The organism is Saccharothrix sp. NRRL B-16348 (genome assembly GCF_001280085.1).
Taxonomy (GTDB): domain Bacteria; phylum Actinomycetota; class Actinomycetes; order Mycobacteriales; family Pseudonocardiaceae; genus Actinosynnema.
The window spans coordinates 1-17,838 of sequence record NZ_LGED01000216.1; the positions used below are offsets into that span (position 1 = coordinate 1).

The 17,838-nt window shown below is 72.3% G+C and carries 15 protein-coding genes; 10 read left to right on the forward strand and 5 right to left on the reverse strand.

The window, feature by feature from the left end; translation table 11 throughout:
- Positions 1–181 precede the first annotated feature (181 nt).
- Positions 182–1,231: a glycosyltransferase family 4 protein gene (locus ADK67_RS28815; RefSeq protein ID WP_269436038.1), complete on the forward strand. Its 1,050-nt coding sequence runs from the start codon at positions 182–184 to the stop codon at positions 1,229–1,231.
- A gap of 58 nt (positions 1,232–1,289) precedes the next feature.
- Here the strand turns inward: ADK67_RS28815 and ADK67_RS28820 are convergent, their stop codons facing one another.
- Entirely contained in the window at positions 1,290–2,723 is a 1,434-nt protein-coding gene (locus tag ADK67_RS28820) for a putative glycoside hydrolase family 15 protein (protein WP_231648398.1), read from the reverse strand.
- Positions 2,705–4,120, reverse strand: coding sequence for a sugar transferase (locus ADK67_RS28825; RefSeq protein ID WP_082403971.1), 1,416 nt, complete (start codon positions 4,118–4,120; stop codon positions 2,705–2,707). Before ADK67_RS28825 ends, ADK67_RS28820 begins: the two co-directional genes overlap by 19 nt.
- Before the next feature lie 356 nt (positions 4,121–4,476).
- Between ADK67_RS28825 and ADK67_RS28830 the strand changes: the two genes are divergently transcribed.
- Together ADK67_RS28830 and ADK67_RS28835 are read left to right on the forward strand one after the other, a co-directional pair.
- Positions 4,477–5,283: a glycosyltransferase gene (locus tag ADK67_RS28830; RefSeq protein ID WP_231648399.1), complete on the forward strand. Its 807-nt coding sequence runs from the start codon at positions 4,477–4,479 to the stop codon at positions 5,281–5,283.
- Entirely contained in the window at positions 5,283–6,593 is a 1,311-nt protein-coding gene (locus ADK67_RS28835) for an FAD-dependent oxidoreductase (RefSeq protein ID WP_053719678.1), read from the forward strand. The genes ADK67_RS28830 and ADK67_RS28835 overlap by 1 nt, the downstream gene beginning before the upstream one ends.
- On the opposite strand, the gene wecB is transcribed toward ADK67_RS28835, so the two are convergent.
- On the reverse strand, positions 6,511–7,683 hold the full coding sequence (wecB, locus tag ADK67_RS28840; RefSeq protein WP_053719679.1) for a non-hydrolyzing UDP-N-acetylglucosamine 2-epimerase: 1,173 nt from the start codon (positions 7,681–7,683) through the stop codon (positions 6,511–6,513). The genes ADK67_RS28835 and wecB overlap by 83 nt on opposite strands.
- Before the next feature lie 214 nt (positions 7,684–7,897).
- Here wecB and ADK67_RS28845 point away from each other — a divergent pair, with 214 nt between their 5' ends.
- From ADK67_RS28845 to ADK67_RS28860, 4 genes are all read left to right on the forward strand, one after another.
- The gene (locus ADK67_RS28845; RefSeq protein WP_053719680.1) at positions 7,898–8,848 is read left to right on the forward strand and encodes a lysyl oxidase family protein; all 951 of its coding nucleotides are present in this window, start codon (positions 7,898–7,900) and stop codon (positions 8,846–8,848) included.
- A gap of 75 nt (positions 8,849–8,923) precedes the next feature.
- Positions 8,924–10,330 (forward strand): DUF4041 domain-containing protein, encoded by a 1,407-nt coding sequence (locus ADK67_RS28850; RefSeq protein WP_231648400.1) that lies wholly within the window; start codon positions 8,924–8,926, stop codon positions 10,328–10,330.
- A gap of 3 nt (positions 10,331–10,333) precedes the next feature.
- Positions 10,334–10,891, forward strand: coding sequence for a DUF2510 domain-containing protein (locus ADK67_RS28855; RefSeq protein WP_053719681.1), 558 nt, complete (start codon positions 10,334–10,336; stop codon positions 10,889–10,891).
- A 111-nt stretch (positions 10,892–11,002) separates the two neighbouring features.
- Positions 11,003–11,851, forward strand: coding sequence for a serine/threonine-protein kinase (locus ADK67_RS28860; RefSeq protein ID WP_157620913.1), 849 nt, complete (start codon positions 11,003–11,005; stop codon positions 11,849–11,851).
- Positions 11,852–11,864: 13 nt separating this feature from the next.
- Here the strand turns inward: ADK67_RS28860 and ADK67_RS28865 are convergent, their stop codons facing one another.
- Complete coding sequence (locus ADK67_RS28865) at positions 11,865–12,653, reverse strand: alpha/beta fold hydrolase (RefSeq protein ID WP_053719683.1); 789 nt, start codon at positions 12,651–12,653, stop codon at positions 11,865–11,867.
- Positions 12,654–12,747: 94 nt separating this feature from the next.
- Here ADK67_RS28865 and ADK67_RS28870 point away from each other — a divergent pair, with 94 nt between their 5' ends.
- Positions 12,748–14,061, forward strand: a complete 1,314-nt coding sequence (locus tag ADK67_RS28870; RefSeq protein ID WP_053719684.1) for an aminotransferase-like domain-containing protein — start codon at positions 12,748–12,750, stop codon at positions 14,059–14,061.
- Between the two features lie 9 nt (positions 14,062–14,070).
- Positions 14,071–15,051 (forward strand): hypothetical protein, encoded by a 981-nt coding sequence (locus tag ADK67_RS28875; RefSeq protein ID WP_053719685.1) that lies wholly within the window; start codon positions 14,071–14,073, stop codon positions 15,049–15,051.
- Here ADK67_RS28875 and ADK67_RS28880 read toward each other — a convergent pair.
- Positions 15,048–16,109: a DUF2332 domain-containing protein gene (locus ADK67_RS28880; RefSeq protein WP_053719686.1), complete on the reverse strand. Its 1,062-nt coding sequence runs from the start codon at positions 16,107–16,109 to the stop codon at positions 15,048–15,050. The two genes, ADK67_RS28875 and ADK67_RS28880, sit on opposite strands and share 4 nt — an antisense overlap.
- A 133-nt stretch (positions 16,110–16,242) precedes the next feature.
- Between ADK67_RS28880 and ADK67_RS28885 the strand changes: the two genes are divergently transcribed.
- On the forward strand, positions 16,243–17,838 hold the full coding sequence (locus ADK67_RS28885) for an outer membrane protein assembly factor BamB family protein (RefSeq protein ID WP_197289663.1): 1,596 nt from the start codon (positions 16,243–16,245) through the stop codon (positions 17,836–17,838).

A 17,838-nucleotide genomic window follows, 5' to 3' on the forward strand; every position in this document is an offset into this window, starting at 1 on the left:
TGGCGGGAAGAGCGTCCGCCAAGCCTGCCCGGCTTCGACCAGCCTAAAGCACCCGAACCCATGTCAAATCGGGCCTCTGCGGGGCGGTTGCGGGTCCGTTGTTGGTTCCGGAAGTTCTGCTTGTGGAGGTGAGTGGTCGGTGAGGGTGGCGTACTTGTTGACGCAGGACAGTGGGGGGCCGGTGGATGTCACGGTTCGGTTGGCGCGGGCGGTGATGGAGTTGGGGGTGGAGGTGCGGGTTTTCGGGCCCGTGCCTCGGCGGGGGGTGGAGGAGTTGGGCGGGTGTCACGAGGTGGTTGAGGTTGGTGACAAAGTGGACGTTCGGGCTGGGCGGCGGGCGCGGGCGGTGGTGCGGGGGTGGCGGCCGGATGTGGTGCACGCGCAGGATCGGCGGGCGGGGTTGGTGAGTGCTGGGTTGAGGTTGCGGCACAAGGTGGTCCAGACGTACCACGGGGTGCCGGACGATGTGGGTGAAGAGTGGTTCCGGGGTGGCAAGGGGGCGGTGGGTCCCTCGGCTTACACGCGGGCTGTGTTGGCGGCGGATGCTGTGGTGGCACGGGCTGTGCATAGGACGGTGGTGCCGGCGCAGGCCATGGGGCGGTTCCTGGCGGCGCGGTTGAAGGTGCCCGAGGCGCGGTTGGCGCACATCGACAACTGCGTGGAACCCGCGCACGTGCAGCCGCCGGTCGGGCCGGTGCGGCGGTTGGTGTTCGTCGGGTTGTTGGTGGAGAGGAAAGGGTTGGCCACGTTGTTGGCGGCGTTGGCGTTGCCCGGTGTGATGCCGGTGGACGCGACGTTGACCGTGGTGGGTGACGGGCCGGAGAGGGCGAAGGCGGAGGAGTTGGCGCGGGCGTTGGGGGGGAGGGTGGAGTTCTTGGGGTTCCGGTCGGACGTGCCGGAGTTGTTGAGGCACCACGACGCCCTTGTGCTGCCGTCGACGATGGAGCAGCAGCCCTTGGTGGTGGCGGAGGCGATGGCGGCGGGCAAGCCCGTGGTGGCGACGGACACCGGTGGGGTGGCGGACATGCTCGGGTGCGCGGGGGCGGACGGTGCGTTGGCGGCGCCGGGTGATGTTGACGGGCTGGCTGATCGGTTGCGCGCGTTGTTCGCCGAGCCCGATGCCGCGCGGATCGGGTTGGAGCTCGCTGAACGGGCGCGGGAGCGGTTCGCGCCGCACGTGTGCGCGCGGCGCCACCTCGACCTCTACCGCCGGCTCATTGACAACCCGTAGCCGTAGCCGGCGGTCCGTGGCGCCGTAGTTCACGGGTGAGGCTTCTGGGTTCAGTCGGTTAGGAGGTGGTGTTCGGTGGCTCGGTGGGTGTGGTCGGCTCGGTGGTCGTGGTCGTGGTCGTGGTCGTGGTCGGCTCGGTGGTGGTGGTGGTGGGTGTGGTGGTGGTTGGCTCGGTAGTTGTGGTGGTGGTAGTGGTAGTAGCGGTGGGCACGGTGGTGGTGGAGTCGGTTGGGTTGATGAGGATGATGGCGTCGCCGGCGGCCAGGTCGATGGTGGACGGGGCGGTGGCGCCGCCGTCGATGTTGACCAGGCCCGGTGGTGGGGTGATCTTGGCGGATTGACCGGTCGGGTTGACTGCGACGTAGCCGCCGGTGAAGCGTCGGTCCCAGACGCCGGAGGGGAGGCGGTTCGCCGTTTCGGTGGCCTCGCCCAGGTTCGAGTCCTGGTAACGCGACCAGTCCGGGTTGCGGTAGTCCTTGGTGGTGGCGCCGGACCAGCAGGTGTGCGGGCTCGCCAGCAGTGCGGCCGTGGCGAAGCCGACGCGCTCCTCCCGCGCGCCCTTGGTGTGGGTGATCAGCAGGAGCCACGTCTCGCCGAGCGCGGCCTGGGACCGCAGTTCCTTCCACTCGTTGCCCTTGAACGTGAGCAGTTCACCCGTACCGGTGTCGCGCAGGCCGAAGTTCTCCTCCATCGCGCCGTCGTAGCGCGAGTGCGCCGACCACCGACCCGCGGTCAGGTGGGATTCGGACACGTTCGGGATCAGCATCTTCCCGGCCTTGTGCAGGGTGTCACCGGCCGTGGTGAGGAACGTGTCCATGCCCTCGCGGATCACCCGGTCGGACTCGGCGGCGTCCGCCGTGCCCTTGAGCACGGCGGACGAGTAGTACTTCAGGGAGCTGAAGTCGTTGTCCGCCAGCACGCCGTCCCAGCCCTCGCGCACCACCTCGGCGGTGACGGCGTCGCTCCACGCCTTCTGGTAGGCGGGGTCCCAGACGGTCATCTGCCAGTGCTTCGGGTAGGAATTCCACTCGATCCGGTTGTTGTGGGTGTCCACCGCGAACCAGTGCGGGCTCTCGCGGTGCGCTCTGAAGTAGCCGATGCCGGTCGGCAGGAACGGCGCGTCCACGTCGCCGTCGACCGCGCCGGGGTAGTTGCGCGCGCTGGAGAAGTCCTTGTAGACCAGCACCTTGATCTTCGGGTTGAGCTGCTTGAGCCGGCGCAGCGAGGACGTCTCGGTCGCGTTGAGCACGACCAGGCTGTAGTGCTGCGCGGCGAACGTGATGTCCCGGTTGGTCGGCGGCTCGCCGATGCCGTACCACCAGCCGCACGGCGCGAGCGGCTTCGGCACGGGGCCGAGGGGGTCGTGCGGCGGTGTCTCCCGGCCGGCGGCGGCGCCCGCGGTGCACGCCGCGCTCGGCACCAGGAGCGCGGCGGCGCACAACAGGGCGAGGACGCGGCGGGGTCGTCGTCGGTTCAGCGGTTCCTTCGGCACAACAGCTCACCCACCGTCTGCAACAGGATTTTCACGTCCAGCCACAACGACCAGTTGGCTATGTAGTAGTTGTCGTATCGAGACCTGTCGACAATCGAGGTGTCACCCCGCAGCCCGTGCACCTGCGCGAGCCCGGTCAACCCCGTCGGCACGCGGTGCCGGGCCCAGTATAGCTCGTGGATAGCCGAGAATTCGCGGACGAAACCAGGGCGTTCCGGGCGTGGTCCGACGATGGACATGTCGCCCCGGATGATGTTCCACAACTGGGGCAGTTCGTCCAGCGAAGTGCTGCGCAGGAATCGCCCGACTGGCCCGACCCGGCGATCCCCGACCACCGACCAGGTGACTTGGGAATCGTCTTCGCCGTTCATCCTCACGCTGCGCAGCTTGTAGAGCACGAACGGCTGATCGTCCATCCCGACCCGGATCTGGCGGAAGATCACCGGTCGGCCGCTCTCCAGCAGCACGGCCAGCGCGCACAGCGCGATCACGGGCGAGAGCACGACCAGCGCCACGGCGGCGAGCAGCACGTCCATGGCGCGCTTGACCCACCAGCTCGGCCTGCTGGTCGGCGCGGTGCCCAGCCGCATCAGCGGGTAGCTGCGCAGCCGTTCGATGTCCGGCCCGTCCTGGTACAGCTCGAACATCCGGGGCACCACCAGCGTGGTGCAGCCGAGCCGGTGGGCGATGATGGCCGAGTCGACGACCGACGACTCGCGGGCGTGCGAGAACGCGAGCACGACCGTGCCGACACCCAACCGGGTGATCGCGTCGGCCAGGTCCTCGTCCATCAGCCCGACCGGCAGGGCGGTGCGGTCCAGCGCGGGCTCCGGGTCGACGAAGCCGACCGGCCGCAGGCCGAACTCCGGGTGCGCCAGCATCGCGCCGACCAGGTCGACTCCGACCTTCCCGGCGCCGACCACGATCGTGCGGTCGCAGCGGTGGAACCTCCGCCGGCACCAGCGGCCGAAGGCGAACACGAAGAGCCGGGCCGGTTCGCTCAGCACGGCGAACGCCAGCACGGCCCACTGCGTGGCGAGGGCGGCGTCCGGCGGCGCGCCTGCGACCAGGCCGGCCAGCGTGACCAGGGCGAACGCGACGGCCGTCGCGCCGGCCGAGCGCGGCAGGTCGTGGAACCAGGACAGCCACAGCCGCCGCCGGTACAGCCGGCACGCGGCCCGCACGCCGAGCAGCGCCGCCGCCACCACCGCCGTCCACCCCGCGCCCGGCGAGTACCGGGCCGCCACCGCGGCCACCGCGGTCACGTCCACCGCGACCAGCAGCACCGCCACCGCGTTCACCCGCCGCAGCAGGTCCGACCCCGACGCCTCGCGGAGCCGCGGGTGCCGCCACCGCGACACCAGGGTCGGGGTGGTCGCCGAGCCGACCCCGTTCACCTCGGACCGCCCTTGCCAGGGACCGAGCGCGTCCCGTCCACGCCACACCACATTCGGACGACGTCCTTCCCACCATGAACCCGATTATTTGGTCACCCGTTCGAGACCATCCGAACGGGACTCTCTGCTCACTCGGTGTGCATCAAGCGTGATTCATTGGCGCTAATTCACTCGTTCGGTGATCACTATTCCCCTTTCCGGTAGCCGGCGCGCTCTGACCCTGCGGTAATTCAGCCAGACGTGCGACGAGATACCACCGGGGTGGTCGAATCCCGTCGCGGTCCGGAGGCGAATAATTCTGGACCGTCATCCGCCATCCAGTGAAATGGGGCCCATTGAGCGTCGATGAAGGAGACGTGCGCACCGCGTCGGAACAGGGCGGACCGGCCCGTCCCGACGGCGCGCGCACCCACGTCCGTGCCCACGTCGTGCTGCCCGCCTACAACGAGGCGGCCTCGCTGCCGCCGCTGCTGACCCGGCTCGCCGAGGCGTCCCCGGCGGGGGAGCTCACCGCCTGGGTCGTCGACGACGGCTCGTCCGACGGCACCGCGGACGTCGTCGCCGACGGCTGGCCCGGCCTGGACGTCCGGCTGGTCAGCCACCCCGTCAACCTCGGCCTCGGCCAAGCCGTCCAATCAGGACTGCGCGCCGTGCTGGCCGAGGCGGGCGACGAGGACGTCGTCGTGGTGATGGACGCCGACGACACCCACGACCCGGCCCTGATCCTGCGGATGCGGCAGGAGATCGAGGCGGGCGCGGACGTGGTGATCTGCTCCCGGTTCGTCGACGGCGGCGACGACGCGACCGCACCGCCGCTGCGCCGGCTGCTGTCCCGCGGCGCGGCCGTGCTGTTCCGCCGCGTGCTGCGGGTCGACGGCGTCCGCGACTGCACCAGCGGCTTCCGCGCCTACCGGGTCAGCCTGCTGGCCCGCGCCGAGCGGCACTGGGGCGAGCGGCTCATCGAGGAACGCGGGTTCGCGTGCATGGTCGAGCTGCTGCTCAAGCTGCGGCACTGCCGGCCCGTGGTCACCGAGGTGCCGCTGGCCCTGCGCTACGACCGCAAGCACGGCCCGAGCAAGATCCGCATCGTCCGCACCGTCGGGCAGTACGTGAAGCTGCTGGTCCGCGACCGGCTCACGCCCGCGCCGTACCGGGCGCTGTGATGCGGCGGGCGGACCGCGGGCACGTGGTGGTGGTCGGCGGCGGCATCTGCGGCTTGGCCACCGCGCACCGCCTGGTGCGCGCCGGCACGAGGGTGACGTTGCTGGAGGGCAGCGACCAGCTCGGCGGGCTAGGCACGTTCTTCCCGTGGCGCGACCGCTGGGTGGAGCGCTTCTACCACTGCGTGATGCCGACCGACGACCACCTGCTCGACCTGCTCGGCGACCTCGGGCTGCGCGACTCGATCGCCTGGCGGCCGACCCGGATGGGCATGGTCGTGGACGGTCGGGCGTTCCCGTTCAACACGGCGCTGGACCTGCTCAGGTTCACCCCGTTGAGGGTGCTCGACCGGCTGCGGTTCGGCGCGGTCTCGGTGCTGCTGCGGCGGTTGGGCCGGGGGAAGGACCTCGACGGCACCCGCACCGAGGACTGGCTGCGCGGCCTGTACGGCGACCGGGTGTGGGAGCTGCTGCTCGCGCCGCTGTTCGGGGCGAAGTTCGGCGCGCGGTTCGGCGACGTGCCCGCGCTGTACCTGTGGCAGCGCCTGGGGCGCGAGGGGGCCGTGTCGGTGCGCGGGTACCCCGAGGGCGGCTACCGGGCCGTGATCGACGCGCTGAGGGCGTCGATCGAGGCCGGTGGCGGCGTGGTGCGGCTGGACGCGCCGGTGCGGCGGATGGGCGTCACCGGCGGGCGGATGCGGATCACGCTGGACGGCGGCGAGTCGGTGTCGGCGGACCACGTGGTGTCGACGCTGCCCCTGCCGCTGCTGCGGCAGCTCGCCGACGAGGACCTGGCCGCGCGGCTGCCCGACGTGCGGCTGCCGTACCAGGGCGTGGTGAACGCGCTGTTCTTCCTGCGCCGGCCGTTGTCCGGGCACTACTGGACGCCGGTGGTGCGGTCCGGCACCGAGTTCGACGGCCTGATCCAGATGACGCCGCTGGCGGGCGTGGAGCCGTACGACGGGCGGCACCTGGTCTACGCGATGCGGTACACCGACCGGGAGTCCGCGCTGTTCCGGGAGGACGACGCGGCGATCGCGGCGCGGTGGACCTCGCAGCTGCTGGCCCTGCACCCCGCGCTGTGCCGCGAGGACCTGGACGACGTGCGGGTGTTCAAGGCGCCGTTCGTGGAGCCGGTGTACCCGCTCGGGTACCTGGCGCGCCGGCCGCCCGTGGTGGTCGCCGGCACCCCGCTGCTGCTGGCGACCACCGCGCACGTCTACCCGGACGTCACGAGCTGGAACTCGAGTGCGGGACTCGCGCGACGGGTCGCCGCGAGGCTGGCGGGGGCACCACAACCTGTTCCGGGCTGAGCCGCCGGGTGTGCACCGGCTCGCCGCGGACCAGCTGCCGGAGCGCGGCGGCGATCCGGGCCGACGGCGAGCCGGTGCCGTAGGGCGACGGGATGTGCTCCAGGCGTTCCCGGTGGCCCGCCACGTCGTCCAACCACCGCAGCACCTCCGCGCACACCCGCGGCCCCGGCGGCACGAGGGTGCCGAACGTGCCCTCGATCTCGGGGCGCTCCGTGCTGCGGCGCACCACGACCACCGGCCGTTTGAGGACGCTGACCTCCTCCTGGATGCCGCCGGAGTCGGACACGACCACGGCGGCGCACCGGGCCAGCGCCAGGAACGCCGGGTACGCCTGCGGTTCGACCACCCTGAGCCGGTGCAGCAGGGCGGTCAGGCCGAACGCCTCGACCCGCTTGGCCGTGCGCGGGTGCAGCGGCAGCACCACGGGCAGCGGCAGCCGGTTCAGCTCGCGCAGGATCGTCTCCAGGTTGACCGGGTCGTCCACGTTCTCCGGCCGGTGCACGGTGGCCAGCACGTAGCCGTCGCGCTCCAGCTCGTGCGCGGCGAGGACGACGGTCTCCTCGTCACGGCCGGGCAGCGCCGTGACCAGGGCTTCGACCACCGTGTTGCCGGTGATCGCGATGCGCTCCTCGGGGACGCTCTCGGCCAGCAGGTTGGTGTGGTTGAGCGGCGTCGGCGCGCAGCAGAGGTCGGCGAGGTGGTCGATGGCGACCCGGTTGTGCTCCTCGGGCATCGCCCGGTCGAAGCTGCGCAGCCCGGCTTCGACGTGCACCAGCGGCACGTCGTTGGCGTTGGCGGCCAACGCCCCCGCGAGCGCGGACGTCGTGTCGCCCTGCACGATCACCGCCGTCGTCGGGTGCTGCGCCAGCAGCTCGTCCACCGCCGCGATGGCCGCGCCGAGCTGTCCGCCGCGCGTGCCGCCGCCGACGGTCAGCTCGTGGAACCGGCCGGGGCGGCCGATGTCCTGCCGGATCCGGTGGTACATCGCGGTGTCGTAGTGCTGTCCGGTGTAGACGACGGTGGCGTTGGCGCCCATCACGCGGATCAGCGGCGCGAGTTTGATCAGCTCCGGCCTGGTGCCGCACACCATCGTGACGGTGCCGGGGACTCCCTGGTCTATCGGACCCACCTCCAGTCGCGGATGACGCGCGCCCGGGGCGCGATCGCGGTGAAGGTTAGAGTCCCGGCGGCCGATTTCCCTTGCGCCTCAGTCGATCGAGTGAACTTGCCCGTCGGGTGGCTCGAGTTGTCGGGGTGCCTCAGTAGATTGGTGAGTGGATCATTCTGAAGTGGACGGACATGCGATGATGCGAAGACACACGGCGTTGATCACCACGGCGTTGCTCGTGGCGTCGGCGGTGGGCCCGTCGCACGCGGAGGGGGCCGGGACGGTGCTGCTGCCGGACCTCCGGCAGGCCCCGGTGGGGTGCCGCGGCGGGTTCACCGGCAACCCGTCGTGGTGCGTCGACTGGGACGTGTGCCCGGTCGCCGACCCGGCCGCGCCGAACGGCGAGTGCGTGCAAGTGGGCCCGATCGGGGCAATCCGGCTGAGGTTCACCACATCGGCGGACAACATCGGCGACGGGCCGCTGGTGATCCACGGCAGGCGGAGTGACGCCGGGCAGCCGCGGATGGCCGCGCGGCAGGCATTCCAGTCCGCTGTGGACGGTTCCATCCCGATGGCCTACGAGCAGGCGCAGCACCCCATCCCGGCCACCCTGTACTACGAGCCGGCGGCGACGCACGAGCACTGGCACCTGCTCGGCTTCGAGCACTTCCAACTCCGCACACCTTCGGGTGACACGGTCGTGACGGACCGGAAGAACGGCTTCTGCCTCGGCGACCGGTACGCGACCCACGACCGGCTGCCGAACCGGCCGGGCGCGGAGGACACCCCGCAGGGTCGGCTGGCGGCGTTCCTGCGGCTGAACAAGTGCGGCCACCACGCGCCGGAGGCGTTGAGCGTGGTGCAGGGCATCTCGGTCGGCTACGGCGACGACTACCCGCACACCGTCGACTTCCAGTGGCTGGACATCACCAAGGTGCCGTCCGGTGTGTACGACGTGGTGAACACCGTCAACGGCGACCGCACCCTGGTCGAGAAGTCGTACGCGAACAACACCTCGGTCATGGCGGTCTCCATCCGCTGGCCGGACGGCGCCGTCGAGCCACCCGCCACGATCACCACCCCGCCGCAGGTGCGGCTGCTGCGGAACTGCCCGGGCACCGACCAGTGCGCCACCCTGCGGGAGTGACCGGTGAGGGCCCGCCGCGCGGTGTAACGCGGGTGGTCCGGGTGCCGATCCACGGTGACATGGCCGGGAACCCACGTGTCCGCGTGGTTCCGGGCGTGGCTCCGGGAGAGGACCAGGGTGGCTCTGTTCGGCAACAAGGAGAGCGCGGAGATCGCGGCGCTCCAGCAGCAGGTGGCGGCGGCGCACGCGACGATCGCCGAGCTGCGCGGGTGGGTCGGTCACCTCCGCGGGGCGGAGACCGGGGCGTTGGAGGCCGAGCTGCGCGGCCTGCGGTCGGCGGTGGAGCAGGCCAAGCAGGAGCACGCGACGCTCGGCGCGTCCCGGCAGCGGCTGGTGGCGGAGGTCGGCACGTGGCGGTCGCAGCTGGTCGAGACGCGCGAGCTGGCCCTGCTGCAGGAGGTCGGGGTCTACGAGTACGCGCACCCGCTGGACGACGCGCTCGCGTACAAGAGCGCCCTGGACGGGCTGAAGCAGCAGATCAAGGCGGCGGCCAAGGACGACGCGGTGGCGTGCCAGGTCGACTGGGCGGTGAACGGGTCGGTCAAGGAGGGGCAGAAGCTGGGCCGCGACATCGCCAAGTTGATGCTGCGCGCCTACAACGCCGAGGCCGACAACGCGGTGCGCGCGGTCAAGCCGCACACCCGTGAGGCGGTGAAGAAGCGGCTGACCACGACCCGGGACACCATCGGCAAGCTCGGCGCGCTGATGCGCATCGTCATCTCGCCGGACTACCACCGGCTGCGGCTGCACGAGATCGACCTGACCGCCGACTACCTGGTCAAGGTCGAGGCCGAGCGCGACGCGGCCCGGGCGGAGCGCGAACGGCTCCGCGAGGAGGCGAAGGTGATGAAGGAGATCGAGCGCGAGCGGGCCCGGCTGGCCAAGGAGCGGTCGCACTACGCCACCGTCGTGACCAAGCTGGAGGCGAAGGGCGACGTCGAAGGGCTGGCGCGGGCGCGGGAGCAGCTCGCGGCGGTCGACGACGCGATCACCGGGGTGGAGCGGCGTGCGGCGAACGTGCGCGCGGGCTACGTCTACGTGATCTCCAACGTCGGCGCGTTCGGGCCGGACGTGGTCAAGATCGGCATGACGCGGCGGCTGGAGCCGATGGACCGGGTGCGCGAGCTGGGCGACGCGTCGGTGCCGTTCCGGTTCGACACGCACGCCCTGTTCTTCTCCGACGACGCGATCGCCCTGGAGACCGCGTTGCACCAGCGGCTGAGCGAGAAGCGGGTGAACATGGTCAACCCGCGGCGCGAGTTCTTCTACGCCACGCCGGCGGAGGTCAGGGACCTGCTGGTCGCGTTGGGCGACGACCACGTCCTGGAGTACAACGACACGGCGGAAGCCGTCGAGTGGCGTGCGTCCGACCCGGGTCGACGTCTCGTCGACGGCGCGGCGCGGCGTGACCCGGTGCTGTCGGGAGTCGGCGCCGGTGACGCCGGGTCGGACGGCGACCTCTCCGACGACGGCGGTGAGTGACCGGTGCCCCACTCGCCCGCCGCGTGGCTGACCGATCCGCTCGACGACGCGCTGGTCCGCTACTGGGACGGTCACCGCTGGACGTTCCACACGGCCGTGCGCCGGGTGGCGGCGGCCGTGCCGACGTCACCGGTACCGACGCCACCGCCCGCGCCGACGCTTAGGCCCGACGTGGCGCAGGCCCTCGAACGGGTGCGGGGCGTGCTCATCGGCTCGATGAAGGAGGTCAACCTCTTGGGCGGCTACCTGCGCCCGGAGGAACGGGTGCTGGCGCTGACCGGTGCGCAGGGCGAGGGCTCCGGCGTGCTCGCCTGCACCAACCACCGGCTGCTGTTCCTCTTCGTCGGCCTGGTGCGCAAGCAGGTCCTGCAGGTGGACTGGAACCAGGCCAAGGGCGTCACCTACGACCGGGCGTCGAAGGTCTTCGCCGTCTACACGACGAAGCCGACGAAGCGGGCCGTGCCCGCGATGGCCGTGCGCGTGCCCAACCTGGCCGACGCGCAGGCCGTGGCCCAGGCGGCGCAGGCCGCGTCCGCCGCGCCCCGCCTGGATGTCCTCTGACCGGATGTCCTCTGAGGAGGGCCGTCCAGCCCTGGTGGCCTCCGGCGTTTGGCCGCGTCGCCGTTCGGGAATTCGCCGGACGTCCGGATCGGCGACCCGAAGGGTGGGGCCATGTCGTTGGCCACCGGGGAACGCGTGCTCGCAGGTCGCTACCAGCTGGCGGGCAAGCTCGGCGCGGGCGGCGCGGCCGAGGTCCACCGGGGGTGGGACGTGCTGCTCCGGCGGTTCGTCGCGGTCAAGGTCGTGCGGGGCGACGAGGTGGACGAGCGGCGCTTCGACAACGAGGTCCGCACGCTGGCCGGCCTGTCGCACCCCGGGCTGTTGTCCGTCTACGACGTCGGCACGTGCGACGGGGCGTCGTTCGTGGTCATGCAGCTGGTCGAAGGCACGACGTTGCGCGACCGGCTGCTGGCCGGCACGTTCACGCCCGCGCAGGTCCGCACCCTCGGCCACCAGGTGGCGGACGCCCTCGCCCACGTGCACGACCAGCGCGTCGTGCACCGGGACGTGAAGCCGTCGAACGTCCTGCTCGACGGCTCGGACACCGCCTACCTGGCCGATTTCGGGCTGGCCCGGACCCTCGGCTCGACCCGCGTCACCAACGTGGGCGAGGTCGTCGGCACCGCCTCCTACCTGGCGCCGGAGCAGGTGCGCGGTGACGAGGTGGGCCCGGCCGCGGACGTCTACGCGCTCGGCCTGCTGCTGCTGGAGTGCCTGACCGGCTACCGGGAGTACCAGGGCGACCGGGTGGAGGCCGCCGTCGCCCGCCTGCACCGCCCGCCCAGGGTCCCGGACGACGTGCCCGCCGGTCTCGCCCGCCTGCTCTCGGTGATGACCTCGCTGTCCGTCCGCCGCCGTCCCACGGCCGCGCAGGTCGCCGACAAGCTCCGCCCCGCCCCGACCGCACTGCCGCGTGACGGGCTGCTCTGCGGTGTCCGGTCGCCCGGTCGCCCCGCCTAGACCCGCCCCCGGTTCACGCCTGGACCGTGGTCAGGAACCGTTCGAGCGCGTCGGTGAACTCCGCCGGCCGTTCGAGGTTGGGCAGGTGGCCCGCGCCCGGGATGACCGCGAGCGCCGAGCCGGGGATGGCCGCGTGCAGCCGCTCGGCCACGGCGACCGGCGTGTACTCGTCGTCCTCGCCGACGACCACGAGCGCGGGCACGGTGACGCGGGACAGGGAGTCCAGGTAGTCGGGCCGTTCCGCCCGTCCCCGCCACCCCGCCGCCGCACCCTCCGGTGACGTGCCGCGCATCATCCCCAGCACGTGCTCGGCGACGGCCGGCAGCGCGACGACGTTGTGCGGCGAGATCATCTTGTCCAGCACTTCGTCGGCGTACGGCCCCATGCCTTCGCGCAGCACCCGCGCCGCCAGTTCGTGCCGCAGTTCGCGGGCCGCCGCCGTGTCCGCCTCGGGGAACGTGTCCGCCAGCACGAGCGCACGGACGCGTGCCGGGTGCGATCGGTGCAATTCCATGGCGATCTGGCCGCCCATCGACAACCCGCACACCACCACCCGGTCCAGGTCGAGGCGGTCGAGCAGGCCGATCAGGTCGCCGGCGAACACGTCCAACGGCGTCTTGCCGGGCACGACCGTCGTCTCGCCGTATCCGCGCAGGTCAGGCACGATGACCCGGTAACGGGAGCGGAGCCGTTCGACCTGAGGGCGCCACATCGAGCGGTTGAACGGGTGGCCGTGCACCAGCAGCACCGGGACGCCGTCGCCCTCGTCGTCGTAGGCGATGTCGATCTCGTTGACCCGCATGATCCCCCCACTGTCCGGTTGACGTCCGAAGCCTAGGAACGCCACCCTGCTCGGTGCAATGAAAACAATGCTCTCGGTGCAATGTGAGGTGCGCGTGGCGGACTACCGCCTGATCGCCGACCGGCTCGCCGCCGACGTCGCGACCGGCAGGCTCAAGCCGGGCGACCGCCTGCCGCCGCAACGCGCGTTCGCCCGCAGGCACGGCATCGCCGGCTCCACGGCGGCCCGCGTCTACGGCGAGCTGATCCGCCGCGGGCTCGCGGTCGGCGAGGTCGGGCGCGGCACGTTCGTGCGGGCCGCACGCCCGCCGGTCGAGCCCGCGCTGGCCGAACCGGGCGGCGCGCGGGTCGACCTGGAGCTGAACTTCTGCGTCCTGCCCGACCAGCCCGCCCTGCTGGTGCCCGGTCTCGACCGGCTCGTCCGGCACGGGCTCGGCGACGCGCTCACGCCGGTCGGCGTCCGCGGCACGCCCGAGGCACGCGCCGCCGTCGCCCGCGTGCTGGCGCGGGGCGGGTGGACGCCGGACGAGCGCCGGGTCCTGTTCACCGGCAACGGCAGGCAGGCGATCGCGGCCGTCGTGTCGGCGTTGGTGCCGGTCGGCGGGCGGCTCGGGGTGGAGGCCGTCACCTACCCGGTGGTGAAGGCGATCGCGACCAGGCTGGGCGTCACGCTCGTGCCGCTGCCGGTGGACGACGCGGGCGTGCTGCCGGGTGCGCTCCGCGCCGCCGACGTGCGCGCGGTCTACCTCCAGCCGACCCTGCACAACCCGCTCGGCACCACCATGCCCGAACGACGCCGCGCCGAACTCGCCGACACCGTGCGCGACCTGGACGTGCAGGTGGTCGAGGACGCCATCTACGCCTTCCTCGGCCCCGACCTGCCGCCGCTCGCGCCCGAGCGCACGACCGTGGTGGACAGCCTGTCCAAACGCCTCGCGCCCGGCCTGACGGTCGGGTTCGCCGTCCCGCCCGCGCACCTGGTCGACCGGGTCGCCGCCGCCGCGCGCTCCGGCGGCTGGGCGGTCGGCCACTTCGCGCTCGCCGCCGCGACGGAGTGGCTCACCGACGGCACCGTGGAGTCCATAGTGGACCAGAAACGCGTGCTCGCGCACGAACGGCAGCGGCTCGTGCGCGAACGCCTGGCCGGCTTCGACATCAGCGCCGACCCCGGCTCCTACCACTGCTGGTGGCGGCTGCCGGACCGGTGGCGCGCCGAGACGTTCGTGGCCGCCGCGGCACGGCGGGGCATCGCCATCACGCCCGCCGCCGCGTTCGCGGTCGTGCCCGGCCACGCGCCGAACGCCGTCCGCCTCGCCCTCGCCTCCGCGTCGACCCCGACCCTGGCCGCCGCGCTGGACGTGCTCGCCGCGCTCGCCGAAGGCAGCCCGGAGGACGAGCAGGTCGACTAGAGTCGGGCCATGACCGGGGTTTCTTGGCTGCTCGACGCCGATCCGGCGCTGCGCTGGCAGGTCGAGCGCGACGTCGTCCACGCGCCGCCCGAGGTCTGGGAGGCGACGCGGGCCAGGATCGCGACCGAGGGCTTCGGCGCACGCCTGCTCGCGCTGCAGGACACGGACGGCCGGTGGGCGGGCGGCGCGTTCTTCCCCGCCGGCTTCGACTTCCACGGCCCGGAAGCCGCCGATGGCGCCGGGCAGCCCTGGACCGCGACGACGTGGACGCTGAACACGTTGCGGGAGTGGGGCATGGACTCCACCGTCCTGCGTGACCGCGGCACGGCGGAACTGCTGGAGCGCCACTGCCGCTGGGAGTACGACGACCTGCCGTACTGGGGCGGCGAGGTCGACTGCTGCATCAACGCGTGGACCGTCCAGAACGGCCTGTGGCTCGGGGCCGACATCACCGGCATCGTGGACTGGTTCGTCGAGCACCGCCTGCCCGACGGCGGCTGGAACTGCGCGTGGGTCGAGGGGTCGATGCGGTCGTCGTTCCACTCGACCCTCAACTCGCTCAAAGGACTGCTCTCCTACGACGCCGCGACCGGCGGCACGGACGCGACGCGTGCCGCCCGCCGTGCCGGCGAGGAGTACCTGTTGGCCCGCGGGCTGTTCCGCCGGCTGTCCACGGGCGAGCCGGTGGCGCCGTGGGTGGACCGCTTCTCGTACCCCTTCCGCTGGTTCTACGACGTGCTCAACGCCGCCGAGCACTTCCGCCAGGTCTCGCTGCTCGACGGCACGCCGCCGGACCCGCGCATGGCCGACGCGATCGAACTCATCCGCGCGCGGCGGCAGCCCGACGGCACCTGGCTCCAGTCCCGCCGGCATCCCGGACGCGTCTGGTTCGAGGTCGACGTGCCGGCGGGGGAGCCGTCGAAGTGGCTGACCCTGTACGCGACCCGGGTGCTCGACTGGTGGGACGCCAACGCCCCGTCAGCGCCCTAGGAATCGGCCAGCCACGCCAGCAGTCGGCCCCGCGACCAGCAGCGGCCGACGGCTTCGGCGTGCCGGCCCGACCCGTCGGACACCGCCACGCCGATGATGCTGTGGCCGGAGGCAGGGCGGTCGCCGAGCGTCGGTATCGACGGCGCGACCCCGACCCCCTCGGCCGACACCCACGCCACCGGCCGACCCGCCGCCGCTTCGTCGAGGCGGTGCAGGAAGCGCGCGCGGTCCTCCGGCGGGAAGCGCGACAGCGCCCACGTCGTGGTGACGACCGGCAGGGCGTCCGCGGGCACGTGCGCGAACGCGTCGGGCAGCACGTCGACGGCGTCACCTCGCAGCAGCAGCGGAGGGTGCGCCGCCGCCAACGTGATCTCCGCGTCGAGCCTCGCCATCCGCTCCGGTTCGTCGGGTGGCAGGCAGGCGCGCAACCAGCGGGCGTCGTCCGCGTCGGTCACGTCGAGAGGGTCGACGTCGACGCCGATCCGGGCGACGACCTCGGGCATCGCCCGCGTCGGAACGGGCCGGTCGCCCACGATCGAAGCCGACACCCGCACCGGAGACGTGGGGTCGCCCAGCGACTGCCCATTGCCGTAGGTGATGCCGACGCGATCGACCGTGAGGTTGAGACCGGCCGAGCAGCCCACGTCGACCAGCCCGACCGCGGTCGCGCCGACCCGTCGTGCCGCCTCGGCGACGGCCGGGTACAGCACCGCGCCACGCCCGGTCTCGTCGGTCCTCACGCGCCGGCGCACGGCGATGTCCACGACGGCGTCGGTCAGGCGCAGCAGGGTGTCGATCGCCGCGTCGGCGGCGGCCTCGCCGTTCCCGGCGGCATAGGCCGCGGCGAGTGCGGGTGCGCGTCCGGCGAGGGCGAGGTCGTGCAGCGCGGCGAGGATCAGCGCGGGCTGCCGCTTGCGCGCCGGTGCCGAACCGATGGCCTGCAACGCCCCGTCGGACTCGCTCAGGGCGACGGCGACGCGTCCGCGCAGCGGCGACGTCGCGGCGTCGACCTCGCCGAACCGCCGGTACACCTCGGCGAGCGTGCGAGCCTTACCCACGGGTTCGGCGCCTCCTGCGATCGGCCCTCGACATCCCGACGATCCTAAGCCGTGTAAGGCGTTCACCTGACATCACCTGGTCACGCCGGCGGATAGCCTCACGTCGGCTTGCCAGGGTGCCTCGTCGCCTGGCGTGGATCGACGTGACAGGAACCCGGTGTCCCAGTACCCCCAACACCCGCACTACAGCGCGCCCGGCCGTCCTGGCCTGCCCGGCAACCCCGGTCAGTGGCACCCCGGTCCGCCGCAGGGGTACGGCCCTCCGGTCCCGCCACCGGCCAAGGGCAACAAGGGGGCGCGGTGGGTCATCGTCGCCGTTGTCGTCGCGGTGGTGGTGGCCGCGGGAGCCGGCGGTGCGTGGTTCTGGCTGCGGGCCGGTGGCGCGGGCGAAGGACTCGCGGCGGAGGCGGGCACGCAGCTCACGCGCACGGTGGAGGAGTACTTCCCGGAGGACTGGAAGCCCGAGGGCGAAGAGATCGCGATGGCGGTCGGGTCGTGGGTCGACGGGCGTTGGTGGACCGACGACCACCTGGTGCGGGAGATGCCGGGCGAGGTCGTCGCCTACAAGATCTCCGACGGTTCGGTGGCCTGGCGGATCCCGGTGGCGGGCAACGGCTCCTGCCGGTCCTCGCGGGAGATGACGCCGGAGGGGCACGTCGCGGTCCTGCGCGGTGACGGGATGGGCAGGAAGGCGGTGAAGGGCTGTCACCAGCTGACCCTGGTCGACATCACCGCGGGCAAGGAGCTGTGGACGGTGGAGCTGGACCAGGTGGGCGGCGAGTACGCGAACTCCCTCTCCCAGCCCGTGATCTCGGGCGGGCTCGTCCACGTGAGCAACGGGAAGGGCAGCCAGACCCGCGGCCTCGCGGACGGGTCGCCGTCCGACCTCAAGGCGGAGCCGACGGGCTGTGCCGCCACCGACCACCTGGGCGTCGACGGCGTCCTGGTGTCGTGGCTGCGGTGCCGCAGCGGCGACGAGATCCTGTGGGTGCTGGCCGGGTACGACGAGAACGTGAAACCGCTGTGGGGGTGGCTCCACCCGGAGAAGGGCCGCAAGCCCGCCCTGACGGGCGTGCTGTCGGTCGACCCGCTGACCGTGGTGGTCTACAACGGGACCAAGGGCCAGGACATCTGGCGGGTGGAACCGGGCAAGGGCACGCCGGACGCCCCCGGCACGCACCGGGTGCTCCTCTCCATCATCGCGGGCGAGAACATCTCGCTGCCCTGCCCCACCTACGGCCGGTCGACCGGGCCGTCCGTGTGCACCGCGGTCGTGGTCGGCGACGACGTGCTCTACTTGCAGTCCAATCCGAACGGCCCCAGCAGCAGGTTCCACGGGATCGTCGCGGTGGACCTGGACACCGGCGCGGAGCGCTGGCACGCCCGCGCGGAAGGCGAGCTGTCGCTCTCGGCGATCACCGTCGACGACGGGAAGCTGATCGCCTTCCAGGCCCAGGCCGACCTCTCCCTCGCCAAGGATTTGGGCCACGAGTCGCCGGGCGTCGTCGTCACCGTCGACCCCGGGAACGGCAGCCTCACCGCGCTGGCGGCACTTCCCCTGGTCGAGCGCGGGCAGACGTTGGAGACGCTGGTCGAACGCGGCGAGTACGGCACCGACACCATCGAGTGGCACGACGGCACGCTGGCCATCCTCGCACCGGCGGTCGTGGTGACCAGCGAAGGAGTCGGCGGTGGCCCCGGGTCCTTCGCCGGCCTCGTCTACTCGTGA